At 72.9% G+C, this 26600-nt stretch carries 24 protein-coding genes; 12 read left to right on the forward strand and 12 right to left on the reverse strand.

Going from position 1 to position 26600, the window contains the following annotated elements:
- Positions 1 to 92: 92 nt before the first annotated feature.
- The 4 genes from pelF to IF09_RS0103440 all read left to right on the forward strand — a co-directional run bounded on the left by pelF (position 93) and on the right by IF09_RS0103440 (position 4693).
- Positions 93 to 1613, forward strand: a complete 1521-nt coding sequence (gene pelF / locus IF09_RS0103425) for a GT4 family glycosyltransferase PelF (protein ID WP_030291718.1) — start codon at positions 93 to 95, stop codon at positions 1611 to 1613.
- On the forward strand, positions 1610 to 3148 hold the full coding sequence (locus IF09_RS0103430) for a hypothetical protein (protein WP_030291720.1): 1539 nt from the start codon (positions 1610 to 1612) through the stop codon (positions 3146 to 3148). The genes pelF and IF09_RS0103430 overlap by 4 nt, the downstream gene beginning before the upstream one ends.
- Before the next feature lie 73 nt (positions 3149 to 3221).
- A complete protein-coding gene (locus IF09_RS0103435; RefSeq protein WP_030291722.1) occupies positions 3222 to 3869 on the forward strand; it encodes a spherulation-specific family 4 protein in 648 nt (215 codons plus the stop codon).
- Positions 3866 to 4693: an endo alpha-1,4 polygalactosaminidase gene (locus IF09_RS0103440; RefSeq protein ID WP_037633825.1), complete on the forward strand. Its 828-nt coding sequence runs from the start codon at positions 3866 to 3868 to the stop codon at positions 4691 to 4693. Before IF09_RS0103435 ends, IF09_RS0103440 begins: the two co-directional genes overlap by 4 nt.
- Here IF09_RS0103440 and IF09_RS0103445 read toward each other — a convergent pair.
- The 5 genes from IF09_RS0103445 to IF09_RS0103465 form a co-directional block, all read right to left on the reverse strand.
- Positions 4690 to 5862 (reverse strand): sensor histidine kinase, encoded by a 1173-nt coding sequence (locus IF09_RS0103445; protein ID WP_078613051.1) that lies wholly within the window; start codon positions 5860 to 5862, stop codon positions 4690 to 4692. The genes IF09_RS0103440 and IF09_RS0103445 overlap by 4 nt on opposite strands.
- A gap of 82 nt (positions 5863 to 5944) precedes the next feature.
- On the reverse strand, positions 5945 to 6679 hold the full coding sequence (locus tag IF09_RS45445; protein WP_030291728.1) for a hypothetical protein: 735 nt from the start codon (positions 6677 to 6679) through the stop codon (positions 5945 to 5947).
- Positions 6676 to 8574, reverse strand: a complete 1899-nt coding sequence (locus IF09_RS0103455; RefSeq protein ID WP_030291729.1) for a phosphatidylglycerol lysyltransferase domain-containing protein — start codon at positions 8572 to 8574, stop codon at positions 6676 to 6678. The genes IF09_RS45445 and IF09_RS0103455 overlap by 4 nt, the downstream gene beginning before the upstream one ends.
- Before the next feature lie 38 nt (positions 8575 to 8612).
- A complete protein-coding gene (gene cobT / locus IF09_RS0103460; RefSeq protein ID WP_037633827.1) occupies positions 8613 to 9695 on the reverse strand; it encodes a nicotinate-nucleotide--dimethylbenzimidazole phosphoribosyltransferase in 1083 nt (360 codons plus the stop codon).
- A gap of 70 nt (positions 9696 to 9765) precedes the next feature.
- The gene (locus IF09_RS0103465) at positions 9766 to 10995 is read right to left on the reverse strand and encodes a bifunctional adenosylcobinamide kinase/adenosylcobinamide-phosphate guanylyltransferase (RefSeq protein ID WP_030291738.1); all 1230 of its coding nucleotides are present in this window, start codon (positions 10993 to 10995) and stop codon (positions 9766 to 9768) included.
- Positions 10996 to 11099: 104 nt separating this feature from the next.
- Between IF09_RS0103465 and IF09_RS0103470 the strand changes: the two genes are divergently transcribed.
- Positions 11100 to 11312 (forward strand): hypothetical protein, encoded by a 213-nt coding sequence (locus IF09_RS0103470; protein ID WP_030291740.1) that lies wholly within the window; start codon positions 11100 to 11102, stop codon positions 11310 to 11312.
- Positions 11313 to 11394: 82 nt separating this feature from the next.
- Here IF09_RS0103470 and IF09_RS0103475 read toward each other — a convergent pair whose 3' ends face one another.
- Together IF09_RS0103475 and IF09_RS0103480 are read right to left on the reverse strand one after the other, a co-directional pair.
- Positions 11395 to 12138, reverse strand: a complete 744-nt coding sequence (locus IF09_RS0103475) for a class I SAM-dependent methyltransferase (protein WP_199920389.1) — start codon at positions 12136 to 12138, stop codon at positions 11395 to 11397.
- Positions 12139 to 12203: 65 nt separating this feature from the next.
- Positions 12204 to 12812: a DUF3043 domain-containing protein gene (locus IF09_RS0103480; protein ID WP_106974979.1), complete on the reverse strand. Its 609-nt coding sequence runs from the start codon at positions 12810 to 12812 to the stop codon at positions 12204 to 12206.
- A gap of 261 nt (positions 12813 to 13073) precedes the next feature.
- On the opposite strand from IF09_RS0103480, the gene IF09_RS0103485 reads away from it, so the two are divergent.
- The gene (locus IF09_RS0103485) at positions 13074 to 13868 is read left to right on the forward strand and encodes a PspA/IM30 family protein (protein WP_078613032.1); all 795 of its coding nucleotides are present in this window, start codon (positions 13074 to 13076) and stop codon (positions 13866 to 13868) included.
- Positions 13869 to 13881: 13 nt separating this feature from the next.
- Positions 13882 to 14160 (forward strand): PspA-associated protein PspAA, encoded by a 279-nt coding sequence (pspAA, locus tag IF09_RS0103490; RefSeq protein WP_030291756.1) that lies wholly within the window; start codon positions 13882 to 13884, stop codon positions 14158 to 14160.
- 108 nt (positions 14161 to 14268) lie between these two features.
- On the opposite strand, the gene IF09_RS0103495 is transcribed toward pspAA, so the two are convergent.
- Positions 14269 to 15039, reverse strand: a complete 771-nt coding sequence (locus IF09_RS0103495; protein ID WP_030291758.1) for a hypothetical protein — start codon at positions 15037 to 15039, stop codon at positions 14269 to 14271.
- Between the two features lie 87 nt (positions 15040 to 15126).
- Between IF09_RS0103495 and IF09_RS0103500 the strand changes: the two genes are divergently transcribed.
- The 3 genes from IF09_RS0103500 to IF09_RS0103510 all read left to right on the forward strand — a co-directional run bounded on the left by IF09_RS0103500 (position 15127) and on the right by IF09_RS0103510 (position 19998).
- Positions 15127 to 15960, forward strand: coding sequence for an adenosylcobinamide-GDP ribazoletransferase (locus IF09_RS0103500; RefSeq protein WP_037633829.1), 834 nt, complete (start codon positions 15127 to 15129; stop codon positions 15958 to 15960).
- A gap of 17 nt (positions 15961 to 15977) precedes the next feature.
- Positions 15978 to 16679, forward strand: coding sequence for a response regulator (locus IF09_RS0103505; protein ID WP_030291762.1), 702 nt, complete (start codon positions 15978 to 15980; stop codon positions 16677 to 16679).
- A 175-nt stretch (positions 16680 to 16854) separates the two neighbouring features.
- Positions 16855 to 19998 (forward strand): efflux RND transporter permease subunit, encoded by a 3144-nt coding sequence (locus IF09_RS0103510; protein WP_030291763.1) that lies wholly within the window; start codon positions 16855 to 16857, stop codon positions 19996 to 19998.
- 87 nt (positions 19999 to 20085) lie between these two features.
- On the opposite strand, the gene nadA is transcribed toward IF09_RS0103510, so the two are convergent.
- A complete protein-coding gene (nadA, locus tag IF09_RS0103515; RefSeq protein WP_078613053.1) occupies positions 20086 to 21273 on the reverse strand; it encodes a quinolinate synthase NadA in 1188 nt (395 codons plus the stop codon).
- A 307-nt stretch (positions 21274 to 21580) separates the two neighbouring features.
- On the opposite strand from nadA, the gene erpA reads away from it, so the two are divergent.
- Positions 21581 to 21937: an iron-sulfur cluster insertion protein ErpA gene (gene erpA / locus IF09_RS0103520; RefSeq protein ID WP_030010511.1), complete on the forward strand. Its 357-nt coding sequence runs from the start codon at positions 21581 to 21583 to the stop codon at positions 21935 to 21937.
- An 86-nt stretch (positions 21938 to 22023) separates the two neighbouring features.
- Here erpA and IF09_RS0103525 read toward each other — a convergent pair whose 3' ends face one another.
- Positions 22024 to 23481 carry a hypothetical protein gene (locus IF09_RS0103525; RefSeq protein WP_030291767.1) on the reverse strand — a complete coding sequence of 486 codons (1458 nt, stop codon included), beginning with the start codon at positions 23479 to 23481 and terminating at the stop codon, positions 22024 to 22026.
- 82 nt (positions 23482 to 23563) lie between these two features.
- Positions 23564 to 23776, reverse strand: coding sequence for a hypothetical protein (locus tag IF09_RS0103530; RefSeq protein WP_030291768.1), 213 nt, complete (start codon positions 23774 to 23776; stop codon positions 23564 to 23566).
- A 131-nt stretch (positions 23777 to 23907) separates the two neighbouring features.
- Here IF09_RS0103530 and IF09_RS0103535 point away from each other — a divergent pair, with 131 nt between their 5' ends.
- Positions 23908 to 24885: a carbohydrate kinase family protein gene (locus tag IF09_RS0103535; RefSeq protein ID WP_030291771.1), complete on the forward strand. Its 978-nt coding sequence runs from the start codon at positions 23908 to 23910 to the stop codon at positions 24883 to 24885.
- A 71-nt stretch (positions 24886 to 24956) separates the two neighbouring features.
- Here the strand turns inward: IF09_RS0103535 and IF09_RS0103540 are convergent, their stop codons facing one another.
- Positions 24957 to 26336, reverse strand: a complete 1380-nt coding sequence (locus IF09_RS0103540; RefSeq protein ID WP_030291775.1) for a cysteine desulfurase/sulfurtransferase TusA family protein — start codon at positions 26334 to 26336, stop codon at positions 24957 to 24959.
- Positions 26337 to 26600 lie beyond the last annotated feature (264 nt).

Consider the following 26600-nt stretch of genomic DNA (forward strand, 5'->3'; position numbering starts at 1 on the left):
CGGTTCTCGAGGACGCACGCCCTCCTGGAGCCGACAAGAGCGCCCCCGGAGGCGAACGAGCCCAGAAAAAGAGTCCTGGGGGGACACAGCACATGAGCCATGGGCGTCATGTCACCATGCTCACCGAAGGCACCTATCCGCACGTCCACGGGGGAGTCAGCACCTGGTGCGACCAGCTGGTACGCGGGATGCCGGAGGTCGACTTCAACGTCATAGCCCTGACCGGCTCCGGGCGCGAGCCGGTCACCTGGGAGCTGCCGCGCAACGTCTACCGGCACACCGCCGTCCCGCTCTGGGGACCGCCGCCGGGACGCAGCCGCCGCTCCGCCCTTCGGGGCAAGGCGCACCGCCGCTTCACCGAGACCTACGAAACCTTTCTGCTCTCGCTCCTCGACCCGGCCCGCGGCGGTTTCTCCGAAGCCCTGCACGAGCTCGCCGTCCTGGCCCGGGCGGGCCGCCTCGCCCCGGCCCTGCGTTCCGAAACGGTCCTGCGGCTGCTGATGACCGTATGGACCCGGCCCGGCCTCGTCACCGCCGCCGCCGAGCCCACCGTCCACGACGCGCTCACCGCCACCGACCTGATCGAGCACGCGCTGCGGCCGCTGTCCGTACGGATCCCCCCGGACAGCGTCGCGCACTCCGTCAGCAGCGGGCTCGCCACGCTCCCGGCCCTCGCCGCCAAGTACCTCGACAAGGTGCCCTTCCTGCTCACCGAGCACGGCATCTACCTGCGCGAGCGCTACCTCGGCTACCGCACCGCCGAACAGCGCTGGCCGGTCAAGGCGCTGATGCTCGGCTTCTACCGGGAGCTCAACACCGAGGGCTACCGGCAGGCCGACCTGATCACCCCGTGCAACCAGTACAACCGCCGCTGGGAGGAGCGCGGCGGCGCCGCCCCCGACCGCATCCGCACGGTCTACAACGGGGTCGACCCGTACGTCTTCCCCGACGCCGGACCCGAACCCGAGGTGCCCACCCTCAGCTGGTGCGGGCGCATCGACCCGATCAAGGACCTCGAAACCCTCATCCGGGCCTACGCGTTCATGCGCGAGGAGCTGCCCGCCCTGCGGCTGCGCCTGTTCGGCCCGGTCCCGGCCGGCTGCGAGGAGTACAAGCTCCGCCTGGAGAAACTCGCCGCCGAACTCGGGGTGAGCGACGGCATCTCGTACGAGGGCCGCATCGCCGAGGTGGCCCGGGCCTACGCGGCGGGCAGCGTCGTGATGCTCTCCAGCATCAGCGAGGGCTTCCCCTTCAGCATCATCGAGGCCATGTCCTGCGGCCGCACCACCGTCTCCACCGACGTCGGCGGGGTGCGGGAGGCCGTCGGCGACACCGGGCTCGTGGTCCCGCCGCGCGAACCGGAGACCATGGCCCGCGCCACCCTCGCCCTGCTCCGCGACGACGAACGCCGCGCCGAACTGGGCCGGCGCTCCCGCAAGCGGGTGATCGAGAAGTTCACGCTCCACCAGTCGGTGGACGGCTTCCGGCACATCTACCGCGGCCTCGCCCAGGCCGGGCAGCCCGTGCTGCCCGTCCGCGCGGGCGACGACTGGACGCAGCGGGTCGCCGACCCCTGGTACCGCGAACTCGCCGCCGACGGGAGCCTGTGGTGAGCGGATCCCTCTGGCTGCGCGTCCCCGGCGGCGACACCCTGCCCGTCATCCCCCGGCCCCGGGACACCGGGCCGGGGGATGACGGCCCGGCCGGCGACCCGATGGACGAACTCGCCGAACGCCTCGGACCCTTCATCGCGGCGGCCGTCCACCCCGACGAGATCGCCGCCGTCCTCGAATCCGACGGGATGACCGACGAGCACATCCGCCTCACCTACGGGCGCCACGACTCCTTCGGCCTCGCCGAGGAGCTCTACGCCCGGGTGCCGCGCGCCTTCCCGGAGCCCGAACACGTCCCCGACCCCTGGAAGGTCTCCCTCACGGCCTGCCTGCTCCGCGGGGTGATCTTCGCGCTGCCCGGTCTGGCGTACGTCCTGGGCGCCCCGCTGCTGGAGGGTCCGCAGGACCGGCTCGGGCTGCCCGCCGGGACGCTGACCCTGCTCGCCGGGGCGCTCATCGGCTGGGTGTGGGACCAGACGCTGTCCCACCGGGCCTACTCCTGGCTGGGCCTGGGCGACCGGGCCGCCGCCGGGCGGACGCTGCTCGTCGGCGCCCCCGCCGGCGCCCTGCTCGGCATCGCCGCCGCGCTGACCGTGCCGGGCGGGCCGCCGTTCTCGTACGCGTTCGCCGCCGGGCAGGCCCTGTACGTCGGGGCCGCCACCGTGCTGCTGGTGCTCGGCCGGGAGCGGGTGCTGCTCGCCGCGCTCGCCCCGATGGCCGCGGGGTCGCTGCTCGCGCTGTTCACCGACCCGCCCGTGCCGCTGCGGGTGGGCCTGCTGCTGGTGTCCCTGCTGGCCGCCTGCACCCTCGCCGTACGGGAGCTGCCGCTGGCCGAGGGAGTACGGGCCGGCGCGCGCCGGATCCGGGGCTGGGCCGGACACCGGCCCGGCGAGGGCCCGGTGCGCTGGCGGATGCTGCGGGGCGCCGAGGAGGAGTACGGCCCGCGCGGGCCCCGCATCGGGGACTCCGTGCCGTACGGGGTGTTCGGCCTCGGGACCGGCCTGCTCGTGCTGTACGCCGCCCTGGGGGAGGTGCTCGCCGGGGGTCCCGCCGAGGCCGTCGCCGCCCCCTCGGCGGTGGCGCTCACCCTCAGCATGGGTCCCGCCGAATGGCTGCTCCACCGGTTCCGCAGCGGGAGCCTGGCCGGGTTGCGGGCGGCCCGCTCGCCCCGGCAGTTCTGGCTGCGGATGCTCGGCACGCTGGGCCGCTGCCTCGCCGCGTACCTGGCGGTGCTGCTGCTCCTCGGGCTGGTCGGCACCCTGCTGTGGCCGGGAGCCCCGGGCCTGACCGTGGTCCGGGTCGCGACCCTGCTGCTGCTCGGCGCCGTCATGTGGACCGGGCTGCTGCTCCAGTCCTTCGGGGCGGTGCGGCCCGCGGCCGTGGTCTGCGCCTCGGCGGCCGTCGCCCAGAGCCTGGCGCTGCTGCTGGGGGTGGGGCAGCCGCGGCTGGTCCAGCTGGCGGTGGCGGGTGCGGCCGCGGCGGCGCTGGGCACGCTGGTCTGCCTGCTCCTCGGCCGCGCGACGGCCCACCGCTGATTCCGGCCCCGTACAACGTGACCTGTACAACGTGAACTCGTACCACGTGAACCCGTACAAGAAGAAGGACCTCATGCTGCTGGTGCCCCTCTACGAGCACCCCGCCGACCGGCCCGAGGACTGGGAACGGCTGATCCGCTCCGCCGGCCGGCTGCACTCGGTGGTCCTCAACCCGGCCAGCGGGCCGGGGGAGGCCCCCGACGAGCGGTTCGCCGCCGTCGCGGAGCGGCTGCGCGACGCCGGGGTGACCGTCCTCGGCTACACCGACACCGACTACGGGCGGCGTCCGCACGCCGCCGTCGTGGCGGACCTGCTGCGCCACCGCGACTGGTACGGCGCCGACGGGGCCTTCCTCGACCAGGCCTCCGCCGATCCGGCGCTGCTGTCGCACTACGGGCGGCTCGCCGTCGCCGCCCGGGCCGCCGGCGCCCGTACCCTCGTCCTCAACCACGGGGTCCACCCGCACCCCGGCTACGCCCGGCTCGCCGATCTGCTGGTCACCTTCGAGGGACCCTGGGACGCCTACCGGGACGCGGCGGTGCCGCCCTGGACGGCCGACCACCCCGCCCAGCGGTTCTGCCACCTCGTGTACGCGGTCCCGCCGGGCGCGCCCGCCGCCGAGCTCGCCCGGCAGCGCGGGGCCGCGGTGCACTGCGCCGTCCCCGGGACCGGCGCGCACCCGTGGGGGACCCTCCCGTACGCCCTGGAGGCCACCGGATGACGCGCTCGCTCCGGCGCGGCCGCGCACTGCCGCTGCTCCTGCTGCTCGTGCTGGCCGCCTGCACCACCGAGGGGCAGGAGCCGCACGAGGTGTCGCCCGCCCCGGCGCCGGGGGAGCGCTGGCAGCCGAAGCCCGGGGTCAGCTGGCAGTGGCAGCTGACCGGGAAGCTGGACACCTCGGTGAAGGCCGCCGTCTACGACGTCGACGGGTTCAACACCACCAAGGAGCAGGTCGCCGAGCTGAACAAGGCCGGCCGGCGGACCATCTGCTACCTCTCCACCGGCGCCTGGGAGGACTTCCGCCCCGACGCCGGCGCCTTCCCGAAGGCGGTGCTCGGCGAGGGCAACGGCTGGGAGGGCGAGCGCTGGCTGGACATCCGGCGGCTGGCCGAGCTGGAGCCGCTGATCGCGAAGCGGTTCGACATGTGCCGGGAGAAGGGCTTCGACGCGGTGGAGCCCGACAACATGGACGGCTACCGCAACAAGTCCGGCTTCCCGCTCTCCGCCGACGACCAGCTGAAGTACAACCGGCTGATCGCGAAGCTGGCGCACGACCGGGGCCTCGCGGTCGGGCTGAAGAACGACCTCGACCAGATCCCGCAGCTGGTGGGGGACTTCGACTTCGCGGTCAACGAGCAGTGCGCCGAGTACGACGAGTGCGAGCGGCTCACCCCGTTCATCGCGGCGGGCAAGGCCGTCTTCCACGTCGAGTACGAGAGCCGGATCGGCGAGTGGTGCGAGCGCTCGCAGGAGCTCCAGTTCAGCTCGCTGCAGAAGAAGTACGAACTGGGCGTCTGGCGGCAGGTCTGCCCGCCGGGGAACTAGGCCACCGGAAGGACCGCGTGCACCCGGTAGCCGCCGCCGAACCGGGGCCCGGCGAAGCAGGAGCCGCCCAGGGCCGTGGCCCGCTCGCGCATGCCGAGCAGCCCGTGGCCGCCGCCAGCGCCGTCGTCCGCGGGGAGCTCGGCGGTGCCGCCGTCGTCCAGCACGGTCACCTCCACCGAGGCGCCGACCCGGACCACGCTGACCTCGGCCCGGACCTCCGGGCCCGCGTGCTTGCGCACGTTGGTCAGGGCCTCCTGGATCACCCGGTACGCGGCCAGGTCCACGGCGGCCGGCAGCGCGTCCCGCTCCCGGCCCAGCTCGACCATCACCTTCACCGGCAGCCCGGCGTGCCGGAAGGTGTCCACCAGTTCGTCCAGTACGGCCAGCCCCGGCGCCGGTTCGGTCGGTGCCTCCGGATCGCCGGACTGCCGCAGCAGGCCGACCGTGGCCCGCAGCTCGTTCAGCGCCGAGCGGCTCGCGTCCCGTACGTGCGCCAGGGCCTCCTTGGCCTGGTCGGGACGCTTGTCCATGACGTGCGCGGCCACCCCCGCCTGCACGTTGACCAGGGCGATGTGATGGGCCACCACGTCGTGCAGGTCGCGCGCGATCCGCAGCCGTTCCTCGGCGACCCGCCGCCGGGCCTCCTCCTCGCGGGTCCGCTCGGCCCGTTCGGCCCGCTCCCGTATCGCGTCGACGAACGCCCGCCGGCTGCGCACCGCGTCGCCGGCGGCCGCGGCCATCCCGGTCCAGGCGAAGATGCCGATGTTCTCCTGCGCGTACCAGGGCAGGGGGCCCGCCAGCATGGCCACGCCCGTCAGTCCGGCCATCGTCAGCACGGCGATCCGCCAGGTGGTGGGCCGGTCGGTGCGGGAGGCCAGCGTGTACAGGGCGATCACCGTGGACATGGCGACCGGGGCCCGGGGCTCGCCGGTGGTCAGCTCCAGCAGGCAGAGCCCGATGGTCACGGCGAGCACGGTGCGCGTGTGCCGCCGCCGGAACACCAGCGCGGCCGCGCCCAGCACCATCAGCAGCAGGGAGAACGGCTCGGGGGTCCGGGTCCCGAACGTGGGGCCGTGCGGGCCGTGCGGATCGGCGAACGAGCCGACGACCATGGAGACGAGCGCCCCGAGCGCGAGAACGGCATCGGTGGCGAGCGGATGGGTCCGCATCCAGTGCCGGGTGGGGGCGAAGGGCCCGAGGTGTGTCGTCACCCCGATACGGTACGGCCTGCCTCCGGCCGGGCGGACGGCGTCAGAAGCCGGGACGCTGCGGGGGCAGCGGGGCGGCCGGGGGCGGGCGCCGGCCGAGGGGGGTCCGGGAGCGTTCAGGGCCCCATTTCGCACGGACCACGCACACCGCCATGACGGCGGCGATGGCCGCGAGGTGCTCCTTGCCCGCCAGGTTGTCCTTGACAAGCACCTCGCCGATCATCACCGCGATCACGGCGGCCCCGGTCAGGTACGCCCGGTAGCGCCAGCACACGTAGATCGCGAGACCGACCACCGCCGCCGACGGGCCGGTGTCGTTGACGACGCGGTCGGACACCGGCAGGCCGAAGGGGTGGTCGGGGCCCAGCGAGAGCCCGATCCGCGCGTACGTGGTCCCGGCGAGGGTGGCGACGTAGCCGATCAGCAGCGTGCGCCACCAGCCGATGCAGATCTCGGAGATCCCGAAGACCAGCAGGATCTGGGCGAGGGCCCCCCACACGGGCAGGTCGAGGGCGGGGACGAACAGGGACAGCGGGGTGCGCAGCAGGGCCAGCCACAGCGGATCGGCGGCCTTGACCGACCCGAGGTTCTGGACCGGCTGGAACCCCCAGGACGTGTTCTGGACGATCTGGAAGACCGAGGTCAGGCAGACGGCCCCCAGCGTCATCGGGGCGGCCCGCCACTTGTCGCGGACGAGCGCGTCGCGGACGGTCCAGAACAGGGGCCCCCACTCGCGGCGGGCGAACCGCCGCAGGGGGGTGGTCGTCCACGCCGTCAACGATTGGTCTCCAGATGTCTGCGGTTCAGCCACTTCGGCAGCCCGGGAGCCTCCAGGAAGCCCTCGGCCCGGCCCGCGGCGATGCCGATCCGCAGCAGGTCGGAGCTCTTCTCGAAGAGCATGAACCGCGGTTCCCAGATCGGCCGGTATTTGGCGTTGGCCCGGTAGAGGGACTCGATCTGCCACCAGCGGGAGAAGAAGCTCAGCAGCGAGCGCCACATGCGCAGCACCGGACCCGCGCCGAGCTTGGACCCCCGCTCGAAGACAGAACGGAACATCGCGAAGTTGAGCGACACCTGTGTGACGCCGATCTCCTTGGAGCGTTCCAGGAGTTCGATGACCATGAACTCCATCAGACCGTTCTCGGAATCGCGGTCGCGGCGCATCAGGTCCAGCGACAGACCCTTGGGGCCCCACGGCACGAAGGACAGCACGGCGCGCAGATCGCCGTTGCCGTCGGTGCACTCCAGCATCACGCACTGGCCGTCGCCGGGATCGCCCAGTCGGCCCAGTGCCATGGAGAAGCCGCGCTCGGTCGCACCGTCGCGCCAGTCGTCGGCGCGGGTGAGGAGCACGTCCATCTCCTCGGCCGGGATGTCGGCGTGCCGGCGGATCCGGACGGTGTACCCGGCGCGCTTGACGCGGTTGTAGGCCTGCCGGACGGTCCGCATGGCGCGGCCCTCCAGGGTGAACTCGTCGGTCTCGACGATGGCCTCGTCGCCCAGCTCCAGCGCGTCCAGACCGTGCCGCGCGTAGATCTGCCCGGCCTCCTCGCTCGCGCCCATCACGGCCGGCACCCAGCCGTGCTCGCGGGCCTCGGCCAGCCAGGGCTCGATGGCGCCGGGCCAGGCCTCGGGGTCGCCGATCGGGTCGCCGGAGGCCAGCGAGACCCCGCCGACGACGCGGTACGTGACGGCGGCCTTGCCGGTGGGGGACCAGATGACGGACTTCTCGCGGCGCAGCGCGAAGTAGCCGAGCGAGTCGCGGTCGCCCTGCCGGGCGAGCAGCGCGCGCAGCTTCTCCTCGTCCTCCTCGGTCAGCGGGTCGACGGCGCGGCGCGAACGGAAGGCGGCGAGCAGCACGGCGATCAGCAGCAGCGTCGACATGACGTTGATGACGATGTCCACCCAGCCGGGAGTGGTGATCGCCGCGTAGTCGCGGGCGTTGGGCTCCAGGGTGATGAGCCGCATCACGCCGTACCGCCAGCGGGCCAGGAACGTGGCGTCGGCGGCGTCCGGGTCGGTGTTGGCGGCGCCGACGATCAGCGCGGCCAGCAACGAGGTGGCCAGCAGGCCGACGGCGCCGACGATGGTGGCCAGCTTGGGGTTGGAGCGGTCGCCCTTGGCGTAGAACTCCCGGCGGCCGAGCAGCAGGGCGCCGACGAAGGCCGCCGTCAGGGCCAGGGAGACCCAGTTCTGGGTGTGGTCCCGGAACTCCGGGTAGCAGAGGTCGAAGTCGCCGCTGGTGCACGGGGCGAAGGCCGCGGTGGCGAAGGCCAGCAGCAGCATGCCGCTGAGCACCAGGTTCAGGATCCACGCGGCCCGCTTGCGGCGGCCCATGGTGACCGCGAGCAGCAGCGAGAACAGGCCGGACGCGAAGCCCGCCGTGAGCAGGTAAGGGGTGTAGAAATCGGCGGTGTTGTGGCGGCGCAGGTCCTGCCCGAGCGAAAGCCACACCGCGCTGAGGAAGTTGACGAAGGTGACGGCGCGCAGGTACCAGACCGCGAACGCGGCGCTGCGCCGCGACCGGGCGGATCCCCGGCCGGTCTCCCGGCCGCCCCCTTCGTCCTTCTTCTCGTCTTTCCTGCTGTTCGTGTCTTTGCCGGATCCTTGTGCTGCCTTGGCAGCCTGTGCGGTCCGGTCGATGTCTGCGCTGGTCAAGCGGGCCTCTCCCATGAAACGCGATCATATGGGGCGCGCCGCCGACCGGACGCTCAGTCCTTCGGCTCCTCCGGCTCCGCAGGCTCCTGCGCCACCTGCTCCGGGAGTTCCGCCGCGAGCGCGGCGGCCGCCTGGACCAGGGGGAGAGCCAGCAATGCCCCGGTTCCCTCTCCCACAGTGACGCCGTGGTCGAGCACCGGGTTGAGCGCCATCCGGTCCAGGGCCTTCGTCTGGCCCGGCTCGCCGCTGGCCTGCCCGGCCAGCCACCAGTCGGGGGCCCGGAACGCGGCGCGCTGGGCCACCAGTCCGCAGGCCGCCGAGACGATGCCGTCGAGGATGACCGGCGTACGGCGGACCGCGCACTGCAGCAGGAACCCGGTGATCGCGGCCACGTCGGCGCCGCCGACCGCCGCGAGCAGGGCCACCTGGTCGCCGAGGACCGGGCGGGCCCGGCGCAGCGCGTCGCGGATCGCCGCGCACTTGCGCATCCACGTCAGGTCGTCGATGGGCAGTCCCCCGCGGCCGGTGACCACAGAAGCGTCGGTTCCGCACAGGGCGGCGACGAGCGTCGCCGCGACCGTCGTCCCGCCGACGCTCACGTCCCCGAGGACCACGAGGTCGGTGCCCGAGTCGGCCTCCTCGTCGGCGATCCGCATCCCGAGCCGCAGGGCCGCGTCGGCCTCCTCGAGGGTGAGCGCGTCCTCGATGTCGATCCGCCCGCTGCCGCGGCGTACGCGGTGGCGGACCACGTCCTCGGGCAGCAGGCCGGGCTCGCAGTCCAGGCCGGCGTCCACGATCCGTACGGTGGCGCCGAGGCGCCCGGCGAGGATCGAGACGGGGCTCTTCCCGTCGAGCACGGAGCGCACCAGCTCGTGCGCACTGCCGGCGGCGCGGGCGGACACCCCCTCGGCGGCGATCCCGTGGTCGGCGGCGAACAGCACGACGCGGGGCCGTTCGATCGGGCGGACGGGCACCCGCCCCTGCGCGGCGGCGAGCCACTCGGCGAGCTCGTCGAGCCGCCCCAGCGCCCCGGCCGGCACGGCCAGCCGCTCACGGCGTTCCTCGGCGTCACGCCGGACGCCCCCGTCGGGGCGCTCGATCAGATCGGAGAAGTCGTCGAGATTCAGCGTGGTCATCTGCCAGAGCGTACAGCGGGTAAGGCCCTCCCCAAGCCCCGTCCGGCTGCTCGCCGGGCGGGGCGCGGAGTCAGTCCTTCAGGACCACCGCCTGCCCGGCGACCACCATCAGGACGTGCTCGCACTCGGCGGCCACCAGGCTGTTCAGGCGCCCCAGTTCGTCGCGGAAACGCCGGCCGGAAGCGGTTGCCGGAACGACGCCCGAGCCCACCTCGTTGCTGACGGCCACCACCGTGCGGCGGGTGGCCCGCACGGCCGCCACCAGCTCCGCCACCCGCTCCCGGAGCTCCTTCTGGCCCTGCCCCGCCCACACGGCGTCGTCCCAGGCCCCCGCCCGGTCCATCGCGTCGGTCAGCCACAGCGCCAGACAGTCGATCAGCAACGGCGGCCCTCCCTCCACCAGCAGCGGCGCCAGCTCGCACGTCTCCACCGTGCGCCAGCTCCCAGGCCGCCGCTCCCGGTGCAGGCCGATCCGCGCCGCCCATTCCGCATCGCCGTCCCGGGATCCGCCGGTGGCCACGTAGACCACCTCCGGGAAGCTCGCCAGCCGGCGTTCCGCCTCGAAGGACTTCCCCGAGCGGGCCCCGCCGAGCACCAGCGTCCGGCGCGGCAGGTCCGGCACCGCGTGGTACTCGCCCACCGTCACCGTCGTCCCGTCCGGCACCGCCCGCGCGCCGGCCGCAGCGCACCGGCGCTCCAGTTCCCGGCCCGGCGGGGTGTCGTGGTCCAGGTGCACGGCGATCACGTCGGTGGTCGGCCCGGCGGCGCCGCTCGCCCGCAGCCGCACCAGCGACTCCGGCCGGCCCAGCACGTCCGCGAGGACCATGTCGTACGGGCGCTGCCCGGCGGCGCCTCCCCCAGACTCCGTCCGGGGGGACCCCCAGCCGGCCGGCGCCCCGCCGGGCGGGAGGTACAGCAGCCGGCTCCCGTCCGGCCCCGTCACCTCGTACCCGGTGCCCGGCGCGTCCATCGGCACCGCCCGCACCCGGTGCCCGCTGATCACCGCGAGCTCCCGCCCGTCCGGCACCCGCCCGGCGGCCGGCAGCCCCGGCGGCAGCTCGACCGGCGGCCCGTCGTGCGGATGGGTGAGCAGGACCTGCCGTACGCCGGCCAGCGAATGCCCCGCGCGGGCGCCGGCGAAGACCGCCCCGGGGGTCAGGTCGAGCAGCAGCGCCCCGTCGACGAGGAGGGACGTCGCGGCGCGCGACCGGGGGCCGACGGAGACCGCGCAGGCCGCGCAGGGACAGCCGGGGCGGGGCAGTCCTTCGGGTGTGCCGGTGCCGAGCAGAGTGAGTTCCACGAGAAGATCCTCCCGCGTCGCCGGGACTGGTGCGCGCCCGGCTACTCTGCGGGCAGACTCAAGAAGAGACGCGTGCGAGCAGCGGACGAGCAACGGAGGCGGACATGGCGTGGACGTGGCGGTTCGAGAAGGCCGACGGCACCGAGACGAGCCCGTCGGTGGAGCCGGAGGAGTTCACCACGCAAGGGGACGCGGAGTCCTGGATCGGTGAGTACTGGAAGCAGCTGCTGGAGGGCGGCACCGAGCAGGTGAAGCTGTCCGACGACAACGGCACCGAGCTGTACGCGATGAGCCTGCGCGCGGCGCTGGACGCCTGAGCGGCCGCTGCCGGTGCAGGAAGCCCGGGCCCCGTACGGGGCCCGGGCTTCTCCGGTGCTGCGGGTGGTGTGCCGGGGCGGGTCAGCCCCGTACGCCGCACAGGTGCAGCAGCGCCGCGACACCGCGGTAGGGGTCGGTCCGCCCGGCGCGGTCCTCGGCGGCCAGCAGCCGCTCCAGCTCCTCGTCCGGGGGAAGTTCCTCGCCGGCCTCGGTCCCGTCGGTGAAGACGCGTACGCCGTACCAGGCCTGCAGAGGTGCGCCGATCCCGGACAGGGTGGCGGTGAGCCCGGCCAGCCGGTCGGCCCGTACGTCCAGGCCCAGCCGGTTCGTGTAGTCGATGGTGTCGAAGGCGGCCAGAGCGGCCTGCCAGTCGGCGTCCAGCCCGGGCCGCATCGCGAGGGCGTCGCCGTTGCGCACCAGCAGGGACAGCAGTCCGCCGGGCGCCAGCATCCGGGCCAGCCCGGCGAGCATCGCGTCCGGCTCGGGCACGTACATCAGCACGCCGTGGCACAGCACCACGTCGAAGCTGCCCGGCAGGAAGTGCGCGCCGGTCTCGCGGCCGTCGCCCTCCATGAGCCGGACCCGGTCCCGGATCCCGGCGGGCTCGGCCGCCAGCGCCTCCTGGGCGACGGCGAGCATGGCGGGGTCCTGCTCCAGTCCGGTGACCTTGTGCCCGGCGCGGGCGAGACGCAGCGCCTGGGTGCCCTGGCCCATGCCGACGTCCAGGACGCGCAGCCGCTGCCCGACCGGGAAGCGGTGCGCGATCTGTTCGTCGACCTGCCGGCCCACGAGCTCCTGGCGGACAGCGTTGCGCAGTCCGCCCAAGCCCTCGAGCCAGAGCCTGGCTCCCCCCGCGAAGCCGTCTCCCGACGCTCCGGGCTTCCCTCCGCTCAGGGCCGTTCCCCGCGCTTGACCTGAGGCTTCGGCAGGCGCAGCCGGCGCATCTGAAGGGTGCGCATGAGGCCGTACGCGACGGCGCCGCGGCGCGGCTCGTCGGGGAAGCGCTCGGCGAGGGACTTGCGCAGGCGCAAGCCCATGCCGATGGAGTCGACGATGATCAGGGCGATCACGGCCAGCCACAGCAGCAGGGCGACGTTCTGGATCGACGGCACCCGCACCATGCTGAGAACCAGGATGATCACTGCCAGCGGCAGGAACATCTCGGCGACGGAGAAGCGGGAGTCCACGAAGTCGCGGACGAACCGGCGGACGGGGCCCTTGTCGCGGGCGGGCAGATAGCGCTCGTCGCCACTGGCCAGCGCCTCGCGCTGCTTGGTCATCTCCGCCCGGCGGCGCTCACGGGCACGCTTGGCGTCCTCCTTGCGGTTGCCGGTCGAGGCCACCACGGCCTTGCGCTGCGACTGGGCCACAGCACGCTTCGGCGTCGGGCGGCCCTTCGGGGCCTGCGGGTCACGGGGCTGCGAGAGGTCGGCGGTCACCTTGTCGGTGGCTGCGGCCTTCTCTTCCTTGGAGGAACGGCTACCAAACACAAAACCCAAGCCTACGTGGTTGCGGGCGGGTACCCCACCCCCGCGGGGAACGATCCGGCAACGGCGGGCGTCTTCCCTGTGCAGGGTTCTTGCGGTGGGTGCGCTCGGGGGAGCACCTACTCCCTACGCCTGACGAGGGCGGGGGCGGAGTCGTTCTGGAGGAGGAGCGCATCCGCACAGGAACAGTGCGGTAATGGAGACAGGGCCCGTACTGTGGGTCCTGTCGGTGACCTGGAGCACAGTCCGTCTAGAAGGGGGCGCGCGAAGCCCATGAGCGGTGTCATGAAGCGTATGGGGATGATCTTCCGCGCGAAGGCGAACAAGGCCCTGGACCGGGCCGAGGACCCGCGCGAGACCCTCGACTACTCGTACCAGAAGCAGCTGGAGCTGCTTCAGAAGGTGCGCCGCGGCGTCGCCGACGTGGCGACCTCCCGCAAGCGCCTGGAGCTGCAGCTGAACCAGCTGCAGGGCCAGTCCGCCAAGCTGGAGGACCAGGGCCGCAAGGCCCTCGCCCTGGGCCGCGAGGACCTGGCCCGCGAGGCGCTGTCCCGGCGCGCCTCGCTGCAGCAGCAGGTCAGCGACCTGGAGGTGCAGCACCAGACCCTGCAGGGCGAGGAGGAGAAGCTGACCCTCGCCGCGCAGCGCCTGCAGGCCAAGGTGGACGCCTTCCGTACGAAGAAGGAGACCATCAAGGCCACGTACACGGCGGCGCAGGCGCAGACCCGGATCGCGGAGTCCTTCTCCGGCATCTCCGAGGAGATGAGCGACGTCGGCCTGGCCATCCAGCGGGCCGAGGACAAGACCGCCCAGCTGCAGGCCCGCGCCGGCGCGATCGACGAGCTGCTGGCCTCCGGCGCCCTCGACGACCAGAGCGGCCTCGGCTCCAAGGACGACATCCAGGCCGAGCTGGACCGCCTCTCCGGCGGTACGGACGTGGAGCTGGAGCTCCAGCGGATGAAGGCCGAGCTGGCGGGCGGCCCGTCGGCGCAGCAGCAGGCCATCGAGGGCGGTGCCCCGGGCAACGCCCAGCAGCCGCAGACCCAGCACCGGTTCGACAAGCAGTAGGACGGGGCCCGTCATGATTGTCCGCATCATGGGGGAAGGGCAGGTGAAGGTGGCCGACAGCCACTTCACCGAGCTCAACAAGCTGGACGACGACCTGCTCGCGGAGATGGAGAGCGGTGACGGGGAAGGCTTCCGGCGCACGCTGTGCGCGCTGCTCGAGGCCGTACGGAGGCTCGGCGAGCCGCTGCCGGACGATGCGCTGGAGCCGTCCGAGCTGATCCTGCCCGCGGAGGACGCCTCGCTCGACGACGTCAGGGAGATGCTCAGCGACGACGGCCTGATCCCGGGCTGAACCGCCCGGCAGCAGGACATGGACGTGACGGCGCCCGGCCGCCCCCCTCGCGGGAGCGGCCGGGCGCCCTCATGTCCGGTGCCGTGCCGTCCGGCGCTTCGCGCGTGTCTAGTGCTTCGTCGGCTTGGAGACCGCCGTCCGCTCCGGATCCGGGGTCCCGCCGATGAAGTTCTCGAACCTGCGGCGCGGGGCCGCCCACCGCCGGTCGTGGTGGAACGCGCGCAGCTTGGCCTTGGCGCGGGCCCGCGGGCGCTTCGCGTAGAACCTCTTCGCGTACGGGGAACCGGGCCGGGCCAGCCGGATCGCCCCGAGCAGCGCCACGAAGGGGATGACGGTGCCGAAGAACGCGGTGCGCGCCTTGCCCTTCCACAGGGCGATCAGGGCCAGGAAGAAGTTCGTCGCGGTGTTCATGATGATGAGCCCGCGGCTCTGCCGCTCGTCGGCGGTCAGGTCGTTGACGCCGAACGGCAGGAACCCGCCCAGCACCAGCGCCACCAGCGCGGCCGTCAGCACCACGATCTCGACGCTCTTGCGGCCCTGTTCGCTCCAGTAGACGTCGTCGAGGTGCAGGATCAGCGCGAACTCGTCCAGCACCAGGCCGGCGCCCAGCCCGAAGATGACGGCGGAGAGCAGTGCGCCGAAGCCGTACCGGCCGCTGCCGACGGCCCCGAACCCGCCGATGATCACGAGGACTACGCCGGGCACCACGTGGTGGATGTGCAGGCCGCCCGGGGTGACGTTCTTGAACGGCCCCCGCCCGGCCCGGATCAGCCGGGTGATCACACGGGTGACGAGGAACGACATCACGAACGAGAGCAGGGCGAGGAGCAGGGGCAGCTTCCCCGGTTCGACGATGTTCCGGTACCACCAGTGACCCATACCGCCGGCTCCCTGCTGTGGGCAGCTCACCAATTTTCCCGTATGCGGCAATTTACCGCTCTCCGTGAGCGGGTAGCGTTCGCGCCGATGAAAGATTCGTTCGACGACCAGCCCCCCGCGCCGCCCCTGACGCCGCCCGCGGAGCGCGCCTCGCTGCGCGACGGCGTGCGCTTCGCGTTCGGCACGCTCACCGTGCTGCCCGCCCGCATCACCCGCTGGGACCGGCCCGCGGCCCGTACCGGTATGGCCTGTGCGCCGCTCGCCGGGCTCGTCGTGGGCCTGCTCGCCGCCGTGCCGGGGACGCTGCTGCTGCTCCTGGGCGGCGGCCCGCTGCTCGCGGCGGCCGTCACCGTCGCCGTACCGGCCGCCCTGACCCGGGCGCTGCACCTCGACGGGCTCGCCGACACCGCCGACGGGCTGGGCAGCGCGAAGCCGGCCGAGACGGCGCTGCGGATCATGAAGCAGTCCGACATCGGCCCCTTCGGGGTGGTGGCGCTGCTGCTGGTGCTGCTGGCCCAGGCCGGGGCGCTGGCCGACCTCTACGCCGAGAGCTGGTTCCACGGGGCCCTGGCGACGGTCATCGCGGCCGTCACCGCCCGGCTGGCCATGACGTTGGCCGCCCGTGACGGCGTACCGCCGGCCCGCCCCGAGGGGCTGGGGGCGGCGGTCGCCGGAGTGCTCCCCACAGGCTCGGCCATCGGGATCGCCGCACTGGTGGCCGTCCTGGCCGGGGCCGCCGCCCTGCCGGTGGGGCCGGGGGCCGCCGTGCAGTGCGCGGGCGCGGTCCTGATCGCCCTGGCGGCGGCGGAACACCTGCTGCGCCGCTGCGTACGCCGCTTCGACGGGGTCACGGGCGACGTGTTCGGCGCCCTCGCCGAGGTCTCGGCGACCACGGCCCTGGTCGTCCTGGCCCTGGGCTGACACGTAGGGTTCGGGGCGTGGAAGAGACGCCGACGACCATCAGGGTGCTGCTCGCCGACGACCAGGCCCTGCTCCGCAGCGCCTTCAAGGTGCTGGTCGACTCCGAGCCCGACATGGCGGTCGTCGGCGAGGCTTCCGACGGAGCCCAGGCCTGCGCACTCGCCCGGGAAACCCGGCCCGACGTGGTCCTCATGGACATCCGGATGCCCGGCACCGACGGTCTCGCCGCCACCCGCATGATCAGCGCCGACCCCGAACTCGCCGCCGTCCGCGTGGTCATGCTGACGACCTTCGAGGTCGACGAGTACGTCGTCCAGTCCCTGCGGGCCGGTGCCTCCGGGTTCCTCGGCAAGGGCGCCGAGCCCGAGGAGCTGCTCAACGCCATCCGCGTCGCCGCAGCCGGGGAGGCGCTGCTGTCCCCGGCCGCCACCAAAGGGCTCATCGCCACCTTCCTCGCCCAGGGCGGCGGCGCCGACCCCGCCGGACCCGCCGCCGTGCACGCCGAGCGGCTCGCCGCGCTGACCGTCCGGGAGCGCGAGGTCCTCGTCCACGTCGCCGCGGGCCTGTCCAACGACGAGATCGCCGGCCGGCTCGAGGTCAGCCCGCTCACCGTCAAAACCCATGTGAACCGGGCCATGGCGAAGCTCGGCGCCCGCGACCGCGCCCAACTGGTGGTCATCGCCTACGAATCGGGACTGGTCCGGCCCCGGGCCGAGTAGGAGCACGGCCGGCCGCGGGGCCGTGGAGTACGGCCGCGTACTGCGGACGCGGTATGCGGCGTATAAAGACGCGGGACCTGGGGGCGACGCAGCGCCGCCCCGGCGTACGGAAGGCTGAAGGCCCGCGGCCTTCGGGCCCAGCCCCGCGCACGCCACAGCAGAGAGATCCCCACCCATGTCCTGGCTGTCCCGCTTCAGCCTGGCGCAGAGAGCGCTGATCGGCCTCGTATCGATCACCGCACTGCTCTTCGGCGCCATAGCCATCCCGCAGCTCAAGCAGCAGCTGCTGCCGTCCATCGAACTGCCGATGGTGTCCGTGCTCGCGCCGTACCAGGGCGCCTCGCCCGACGTGGTGGAGAAGCAGGTCATCGAACCGATCGAGGCCACGCTCAAGGGCGTCGACGGCATCACCGGCATCACCTCCACCGCCAGCGAGGGCAACGCCCTCATCATGGCCAAGTTCGACTACGGCGACAGCGGCACCAAGCAGCTCGTCGCCGACGTGCAGCAGGCCGTGAACCGGGCCCGCGTACGGCTGCCCGCCGAGGTGGACCCGCAGGTCGTGGCCGGTTCCACCGACGACATCCCGACCGTCGTCCTCGCCGTCACCTCGGACAAGGACCAGCAGGCGCTCGCCGACCAGCTGAACCGTTCCGTCGTCCCCGTCCTCGAGGACATCGAGGGCGTCGGCCAGGTCAGCGTGGACGGGGTCCAGGACCTCCGGGTCGCCGTCACCCCCGACAACGCCAGGCTCGCGGCGGCCGGCCTCGACGGCGCCGCCCTCGCGCAGGGCCTCCAGGCGGGCGGCGCGACCGTCCCCGCCGGCTCCTTCGACGAGGCGGGCAAGAACCGGACCGTCCGCGTCGGCGGCGGCTACACCTCCCTCGCCCAGCTCGAGGACCTGCGCCTGAGCGCCGGCCCCGGCAAGCCGGCCGTGCGCCTGGCCGACGTCGCCACCGTCAAGCAGGAGCCCGCCAAGGCCGTCTCCATCACCCGCACCAACGGCAAGCCCAGCCTCGCCCTCGTCCTCACCATGGACAAGGACGGCAGTGCCGTCGCGATCTCCGACGCCGTCCAGGACAAGCTGCCCGAGCTGCGCACCGCGCTCGGCGCCGGCGCCGAGCTGACCGTCGTCAGCGACCAGGGCCCGCCCGTCGCCAAGTCCATCTCCAGCCTCACCACCGAGGGCCTGCTCGGCCTGCTCTTCGCGGTGATCGTGATCCTGGTCTTCCTGGCCTCGCTGCGCTCGACGCTGGTCACCGCGGTCTCCATCCCGCTGTCCGTGGTCCTCGCGCTGATCGTGCTGTGGACCCGCGACCTGTCGCTCAACATGCTGACCCTGGGCGCGCTCACCATCGCCATCGGCCGCGTCGTCGACGACTCGATCGTGGTCCTGGAGAACATCAAGCGCCACCTCGGCTACGGCGAGGAGCGCGAGGCCGCCATCATCACCGCGGTCAAGGAGGTCGCCGGCGCGGTCACCTCCTCCACGCTCACCACCGTCGCCGTCTTCCTCCCGATCGCCTTCGTCGGGGGCATGGTCGGCGAGTTCTTCGGCCCGTTCTCCCTCACCGTCGCCGCGGCCCTGCTGGCCTCGCTGATCGTCTCCCTGACGGTCGTGCCGGTGCTCTCCTACTGGTTCCTGCGCGCGCCCAAGGGCGTGGTGGCCGGCGACGCCGAGAGTGCGGCGAAGGCGCGGCGCGAAGCCGAGGAGAAGGAGGCGAAGAGCCGTCTCCAGCGGTTCTACGTACGGGCCCTGGGGCTGGTCACCCGCCGCCGGATCGCCACCCTCGTCGTCGCGGTCGTCGTCCTCATCGCCACCTTCGGGATGGCGCCCCTGCTGAAGACCAACTTCTTCGACCAGGGCGAGCAGAGCGTCCTGACGGTCAAGCAGCAGCTGCCCCCGGGCACCTCGCTGGCCGCCTCCGACGCTGCCGGCCGGCGGGTCGAGAAGGCGCTGACCGAGGTCAAGGGCGTCAAGGACTACCAGGTCACCGTCGGCTCCTCCGGTTTCCTGGCCGCCTTCGGCGGCGGTACGGGCTCCAACCAGGCCTCGTACCAGGTCACCCTGGAGGACTCCGGCGACTCCGAGGGCGTCAAGAAGCGCATCGAGGACGCCCTCGGCAAGCTCGACGGCATCGGCGACACCAGCATCTCGGCGGGCGGCGGCTTCGGCAGCCAGAATCTCAGTGTGGTCGTCAAGGCGGGCGACGCGGCCGTCCTCGCCCAGGCCGCCGAGCAGGTCCGGGCCGAGGTGGCCACGCTCGACGACGTCACCGACGTACAGAGCGACCTGTCCCAGTCCGTGCCCAGGATCTCGGTCACCGCCACCCCGAAGGCCGCCGAGGCGGGCCTGAACCAGGCCGCGCTCGGCGCGATCGTGGCCCAGGCCGTACGGGGCAACCCGGCGGGCAAGGCCGTACTGGACAACACCGAGCGGGACATCGTCATCAAGTCCGCACAGCCGGTCACCACCCTGGCCGAACTGCAGGCGCTCCCGGTCGGCCCGGTCAGGCTCGGCGACGTCGCCGAGGTCAAGGAGGTCCCCGGCCCGGTCTCGATGACCCGGATCGACGGCGCCCGCGCCGCCACCGTCACCGCGAAGCCGGTGGGGGACAACACCGGCGCGATCGGCGCCGCGCTCCAGACGAAGATCAGCGCACTGGACCTGCCCGACGGGGCCACGGCCACCATCGGCGGCGTCTCCGAGGACCAGGGCGAGGCCTTCGCCTCGCTGGGCCTGGCCATGCTCGCGGCCATCGCGATCGTGTTCATGCTGCTCGTGGCCACGTTCCGGTCGCTGATCCAGCCGCTGGTCCTGCTGGTGTCCATCCCGTTCGCGGCGACCGGCGCGCTCGGCCTGCTGCTGGTGACCGGCACCCCGCTGGGCGTCCCCGCCATGATCGGCATGCTGATGCTCATCGGCATCGTCGTGACCAACGCGATCGTCCTGATCGACCTGGTCAACCAGTACCGCGCCCAGGGCCTCGGCGTCGTCGAAGCCGTCATCGAGGGCGGCCGGCACCGCCTGCGCCCGATCCTCATGACGGCCCTCGCGACGATCTTCGCGCTGCTCCCGATGGCGCTCGGCGTCACCGGCGAGGGCGGGTTCATCTCGCAGCCGCTGGCGGTCGTGGTGATCGGCGGCCTGGTCAGCTCGACCCTGCTGACGCTGCTCCTGGTGCCGACGCTGTACACGATGATCGAGCTCCGCAAGGAGCGCCGCCGCGCCAAGCGCGTGGCCAGGCGGACGGCCCGCCTGACGGTGGTCCCGTCCCCGGACGAGTCCTCGGACGAGGAGTCCCCGGTCACGGTCTGACGCACGTTCCGACGGACGCCGAAGGGCCGCCCCCTCGATCGAGGGGGCGGCCCTCCGGGCGTACCACGGGCGTAGGGGAGGAGACGGCTACGGGAGCGCGAGCATGCGCTCCAGGGCGAGCTTCGCGAAGCTCTCCGTCTCCTTGTCGACCTGGATCTGGTTCACGAGATTGCCCTCGGCCAGGGACTCCAGGGTCCACACCAGGTGGGGGAGGTCGATGCGGTTCATCGTCGAGCAGAAGCAGACCGTCTTGTCGAGGAAGACGACCTCCTTGTCCTGCGCGGCGAAACGATTCGCGAGGCGGCGGACGAGGTTCAGCTCGGTGCCGATGGCCCACTTGGAGCCGGCCGGAGCCGCCTCCAGCGCCTTGATGATGTACTCCGTCGAGCCGACGTAGTCCGCGGCCGCCACGACCTCGTGCTTGCACTCGGGGTGGACGAGGACGTTCACGCCGGGGATGCGGGCGCGCACGTCGTTGACCGAGTCGACCGAGAACCGGCCGTGCACCGAGCAGTGGCCGCGCCACAGGATCATCTTGGCGTTCCGCAGCTGCTCGGCGGTCAGGCCGCCGTTCGGCTTGTGCGGGTTGTAGAGCACGCAGTCGTCGAGGGACATGCCCATGTCGCGCACCGCGGTGTTGCGGCCCAGGTGCTGGTCCGGCAGGAAGAGCACCTTCTCGCCCTGCTCGAAGGCCCACTCGAGGGCCTTCTTGGCGTTGGACGACGTGCAGATCGTGCCGCCGTGCTTGCCGGTGAACGCCTTGATGTCCGCCGAGGAGTTCATGTACGAGACGGGGACCGTCACGTCGGCTATGCCCGCCTCGGTGAGCACGTCCCAGCATTCGGCGACCTGCTCGGCGGTGGCCATGTCGGCCATCGAGCAGCCGGCCGCGAGGTCGGGCAGGACGACCTTCTGGTCGTCCGAGGTCAGGATGTCCGCGGACTCCGCCATGAAGTGGACGCCGCAGAAGACGATGTACTCGGCCTCCGGCTTGGCGGCCGCGTCCTTGGCCAGCTTGAAGGAGTCGCCGGTGACGTCGGCGAACTCGATCACCTCGTCACGCTGGTAGTGGTGGCCGAGGATGAAGACCTTGTCCCCGAGCTTCTCCTTGGCCGCGCGGGCGCGCGCGACCAGGTCCGGGTCCGACGGCGAGGGCAGGTCGCCGGGGCACTCCACCCCGCGCTCGCTCTTGGGGTCGGCCTCACGGCCGAGCAGCAGCAGGGCAAGGGGCGTCGGCTGGACGTCCAAAGGCTGGGCGGTGGTCACGACACGCACCACTTTCTGTTCTGCGACAAGGGGCACTTCTGAAGCAGAGCTTCGACTTCTCGTCTATTTGACGCTATCTATCATAGCCGCTTCATGTCACTTTGACGATGCCGATAGTGTCGATGTGACGAATTCCCCTGAGATGAAGCACTCGGTCCGTCGGGCCCAGCTGCCGGGGACGGTGTGCGAGCATGAATAACCAAGACATGCGTCGGGTCCGGAATGAATCCGCGGCCCCGCTCGTTGCCATCGACGGCAAGAGTCCGACGTTTCCCTGCTTCCGGCGGGGAGCCGCCCACTTCGGGAGTGAATGCAGATGTCCGTACAGGACGACAAGACCACTGTGAGCGACGGCATCCTCCTGTCCGACGCCGCCGCCGAGAAGGTCAGGACCCTGCTGGAGCAGGAAGGCCGCGATGACCTGGCGCTTCGCGTCGCCGTCCAGCCCGGCGGCTGCTCCGGCCTGCGCTACCAGCTCTTCTTCGACGAGCGCTCCCTCGACGGTGACGTCGTCAAGGACTTCGACGGCGTGAAGGTCGTCACGGACCGGATGAGCTCCCCGTACCTGCACGGGGCCTCGATCGACTTCGTCGACACCATCGAGAAGCAGGGCTTCACGATCGACAACCCCAACGCCACCGGCTCCTGCGCCTGCGGCGACTCGTTCAGCTAAGCCCGTCGTCCGGCTGAGCCCTGAGCGAGCCCGAACGACGAAAGGCCCCCGGCACCTCTCGGTGCCGGGGGCCTTTCGCGCAGGGGCTACTGCCGGGGGAGCGGCTTGCCCGAGGTCACGTCGACCACCTTGCGCTCACCGAGCGGCTGCTGGAGGGTCGTCGACACCGTCATGTCCTGGGCGACCATGATGCAGGCCCGGCCCGGCTCGTTCGGGGTGTCGGTGATCTTCACCATGACCGACCCGGCCTCCTCCCGCGCCTCCAGGGCGTAGGTGCTGCACACCCCGCCCCAGAAGTTCACGGTCAGCTTCCGGTCGGCCTCCTTGTACGAGAACCCGGGCACGGTCCGGCCGCCCTTGGGGGCCGAAGGCGCGGTGGAGCCGTTCTCGGCGGCCGGCTGGACCACCGTGCGCCCCGGCCCGCCGTTGCTGCCCGCCACCTCGAACAGCCAGGCCGGCACCAGGCCGCGCGCGCCGTCCACGGTCCCCGGGGCCAGCCCGAGCACGGCCCCCTTCACGGTCTCCGTCCGCGGCGGCTTCATCGGACGCGGCTCCGGGTTGCAGGGCAGCGTGTCCGAGGGCCCGACCGGGGTGTCCGGGGTCAGCGGGACCGAGGTCGCGCAGCCGCTCGGCCCCGGGTCCGTACCGCCCGTCCCGGCGGAGGACCGGTTCAGCCGGGCCAGCGCCTCGACGGCCCCGACCACCGGCTGATCGGCGGCGCGTACGGGCGCCTTCAGCTCGCCGCTGCCCGCCACCACCTGGGAGTCCGCAGCCACGCTGACCTTCGTGGACCAGCCCTGAGTGGGCAGCCCGTCGATCACCGGGTCGGCGCTGACCACGCGGACGGCGCCCTGGACGAGCCGGGCGTCCAGCTTGGCCCCGCTCTGGCCTGCTGCCGCGAGCACCGGGGCGGCGGCGGCCTTGGCGGCCTCCTCGCTCACCGGTGCACCACCCGTGGCGGCCGCACCGCCCGCGCCGTCCGCCTCCTGGGCGCCCTGGGGGAGCGTGGCCGGGCCGCAGGTGTCCTTGCCGCGCTTGCAGTCGTCACCGGCGCCGCCCGTCCCCTGGAAGCGGGCGAAGTTCCAGGTGCCGGGCGCCTTGCGGTTCACCGTGAGCCGGGGTCCGGCGCCGTCCGCGGTCTCCCCGGCCTGCCAGACGTCGCCGGTCAGCCGCGGGGTGCCCGGGATGCCGAGGGCCGTAGCGAGCCGGGCCACCTCCTCCGAGGTGACCTCGCCGGTCGCGGCGAAGGCCGGCGCGGTCGCCGGAGCCTCGGGGAGGGCTGCGTCCGCCCGGTACGTCACCCCGCTGCCGTGCGGATCCGGCTCGCCCGGGGCGATGCCCGGCCCCGAGGGGCTCGGCGCGACGCGGGTCGCCGAGGCCGCGCTGTCACCCGTACGGCCGCCCGGCGTACCGTCGCCGGAGGCCGCCGCCGCCCAGTACGCCGTACCGCCGCCCGCGAGCAGGACGGCGGCCGCGATCGAGCCGATGGCCCAGGCCGGCCGCCGCCGAGTGCCGCGTGATGTGTCGGGTTGTTCGCTGGTCACCGCTTGCTCCTTCGCCTGTACCGCAGTGGCTGATGCGGCTGTGACGGAACAGACGGCGAACCGGTTCCCCGGCCGCCGGCGGCTACTCGCCGTACTCGGCCGTGGAGGCGATCAGGCGGGCCGAGGCCGGCGGGACCCTGATCCCGTGGATCTGGGAGGGCGCCACCCGGGTCGGCCGGGGGTGTGCCGGGACCGTCCAGTGCGGGGCCATCCTGGCGCAGTCGCCCAGCAGCCGCTCGAATTCCGGCTGCGTGTCGGCTGCGTTCTCGTACCCGAAACCATCGGTAGAGGTCATGGGGCACGGTAGGCACGGCGCAGCGGGTGAAGAAAGACCTACTACGGGGTAGTTTCGTGCGGTCGGCCGCGGGGCAGCGACCGGGTAGTTTTGACTGTCCCCTCGCCGTCCCTCGCAGGAGCGTCCACGCCGTGCGCATCGCCATCACCGGCTCCATCGCCACCGACCACCTCATGACCTTCCCCGGCCGCTTCGCCGACCAGCTCGTCGCGGACCAGCTGCACACGGTCTCCCTCTCCTTCCTCGTCGACAACCTCGACGTACGGCGGGGCGGTGTCGGCCCGAACATCTGCTTCGGCATGGGCCAGCTCGGCATCCGCCCCATCCTGGTCGGCGCGGCCGGGTACGACTTCGACGAGTACCGCGCGTGGCTGGACCGGCACGGCGTCGACACCGCCTCCGTGCGGATCTCCGAGGTCCTGCACACCGCGCGCTTCGTGTGCACCACGGACGCCGACCACAACCAGATCGGCTCCTTCTACACGGGCGCGATGAGCGAGGCCCGCCTGATCGAGCTGAAGGCGGTCGCGGACCGGGTGGGCGGGCTCGACCTCGTCCTCATCGGCGCCGACGACCCCGAGGCGATGCTGCGCCACACGGAGGAGTGCCGGACGCGGGGCATCCCGTTCGCGGCGGACTTCTCGCAGCAGATCGCCCGGATGGACGGCGACAACATCCGCACCCTGATGGAGGGTGCGACGTACCTCTTCTCGAACGAGTACGAGAAGGGCCTCATCGAGTCGAAGTCCGGCTGGTCGGACGAGGAGATCCTCGCCAAGGTCGGCACCCGGGTGACGACGCTGGGCTCGCGGGGCGTGCGGATCGAGCGCGTCGGCGAGGAGCCGATCGTCGTCGGCTGCCCCGAGGAGACGGCGAAGATCGACCCGACGGGCGTCGGCGACGCGTTCCGCGCCGGGTTCCTGACCGGTCTGGGCTGGGGCGTGGGCCTGGAGCGGGCCGCGCAGGTCGGCTGCATGCTGGCCACGCTCGTGATCGAGACGCTGGGCACCCAGGAGTACACGCTGGCGCGGGCCCATTTCATGGAGCGCTTCACGAAGGCCTACGGCGACGCCGCCGCCTCCGAGGTCCGAGCCCACCTGGCCGCCTAGCGACCGGCGCTCCGCCCCAGACCCCGCGCCCTGCGCCGGCGGGGCTGGGGCGGGGCCGGCGGGGCTGGATCTCAGACCTGCCGGCGGACCGTGTACGCCACCCCCACCGGGCGGGGGGCTTCGCCCAGGTACGTGTGGCCGCGCATCGTGCACCAGGCCGGGATGTCCAGACGGGCCACCTCGTCGTCCGACAGGACGGTCACGGTCCCGCCGACCGGGACCGTACCGATGACCCGGGCCAGCTCGATCACCGGCTGCGGGCAGCGCAGGCCCAGCGCGTCGACCTCCAGCGCGTCCGACACCGGCGCCACTGCCACCGGTTCGCCCACGCCGAGCGTGGCGCGCACCTCCGCCACCACCCCGGGCAGGACCTCCAGGAAGCCGTTCACCTCCTCGGCCGTCGTCCCCGACGGCAGGGAGACCCGTACGTTCCCCTCCGACAGCACGCCCATCGCCTGCAGCACATGACTCGGGGTCAGCGTCGAGCTGGTGCAGGAGGAGCCGGACGAAACGGAGTAGCCCGCGCGGTCCAGCTCGTGCAGCAGGGTCTCGCCGTCGACGTACAGGCAGGAGAACGTGACCAGGTGCGGCAGCCGCCGTTCCGGGTCACCGACCACCTCCACGTCCGGCACCAGCCGCGCCACGCGCCGCCGGATGCGGTCCACCAGGATCCGCAGCCGGGCCGCCTCCGCGTCGGCCTCCGCCCGTACCGCGCGCAGCGAGGCCGCCGCCGCCACGATCGCGGGCAGGTTGGCGAAACCGGGTGAGCGGCCCGACTCCCGTTCGTCCGCGGGGAATTGGGGCGAGAAGCGGACCCCCTTGCGGACCACCAGCAGTCCGACTCCCGGCGGACCGCCCCATTTGTGTGCGCTCGCGGTGAGCACCGACCAGCCGCCCTCGACCTGGCCCCAGCCCAGTGACTGCGCCGCGTCCACCAGCAGCGGCACCCCCGCCGCCGCGCAGACCTCGGCGACCTCCGCCACCGGCTGGGCCGTGCCCACCTCGTGGTTGGCCGACTGGAGGCAGGCCAGGGCCGTCGACGCGTCCAGTGCGGAGGCGTATCCGGCCGGGGAGACCGCCCCGGTGCGGTCCACGGGGACCTGCGTCACGGTCCCGCCGGCGGCCTCGTGGGCCTGCGCCGCATGGAGGACAGAACTGTGTTCGACCGCTGATACGACCAGATGACCGCCGACGCGCCGGCGTCCGGCGAGGGCTCCGGCGACCCCCGTGTGAACCGCGTGGGTCCCCGAAGGAGTGAACACGAGCTCGTCGGGGCGACAGCCCACCGCCTCCGCCGCCGCCTCCCGCGCCGCGTCCAGCAGCAGCCGCGCGCGCCGGCCCTCCCGGTAGAGCCGGGCGGGGTCCGCCCAGCCCTCGTCCAGGGTGGCCTGCAACGCCTGCCGGGCCACGGGGTGCAGGGGGGCGGCGGACGCGGTGTCGAAGTACGGCATCCCGCCACGCTAACCGGCGGCCGGGTCCGTTCGAGGTCAGGGGCCGTCAGATGGCCTCCGGAGGCCGCCATTCAGGGGGTGTTGGGCCGTCCCCCGTACGGCGGATCCATCCCTTCGGGGGCAGTAGCGGCGCGTTGGGCACCCTCCCCGCGCGACCCCAAATAGCGTCCAGTAGGGTTTGGTCCGCATAAACATCCAAACCCCTGCCTGCGTCAGGGCCGGCGACCGACCCGAATACGGCCGCGGCCGGCCGCGCGGGCCGAG

It is taken from the genome of Streptomyces katrae, assembly GCF_000717655.1.
GTDB lineage: Bacteria > Actinomycetota > Actinomycetes > Streptomycetales > Streptomycetaceae > Streptomyces > Streptomyces katrae_B.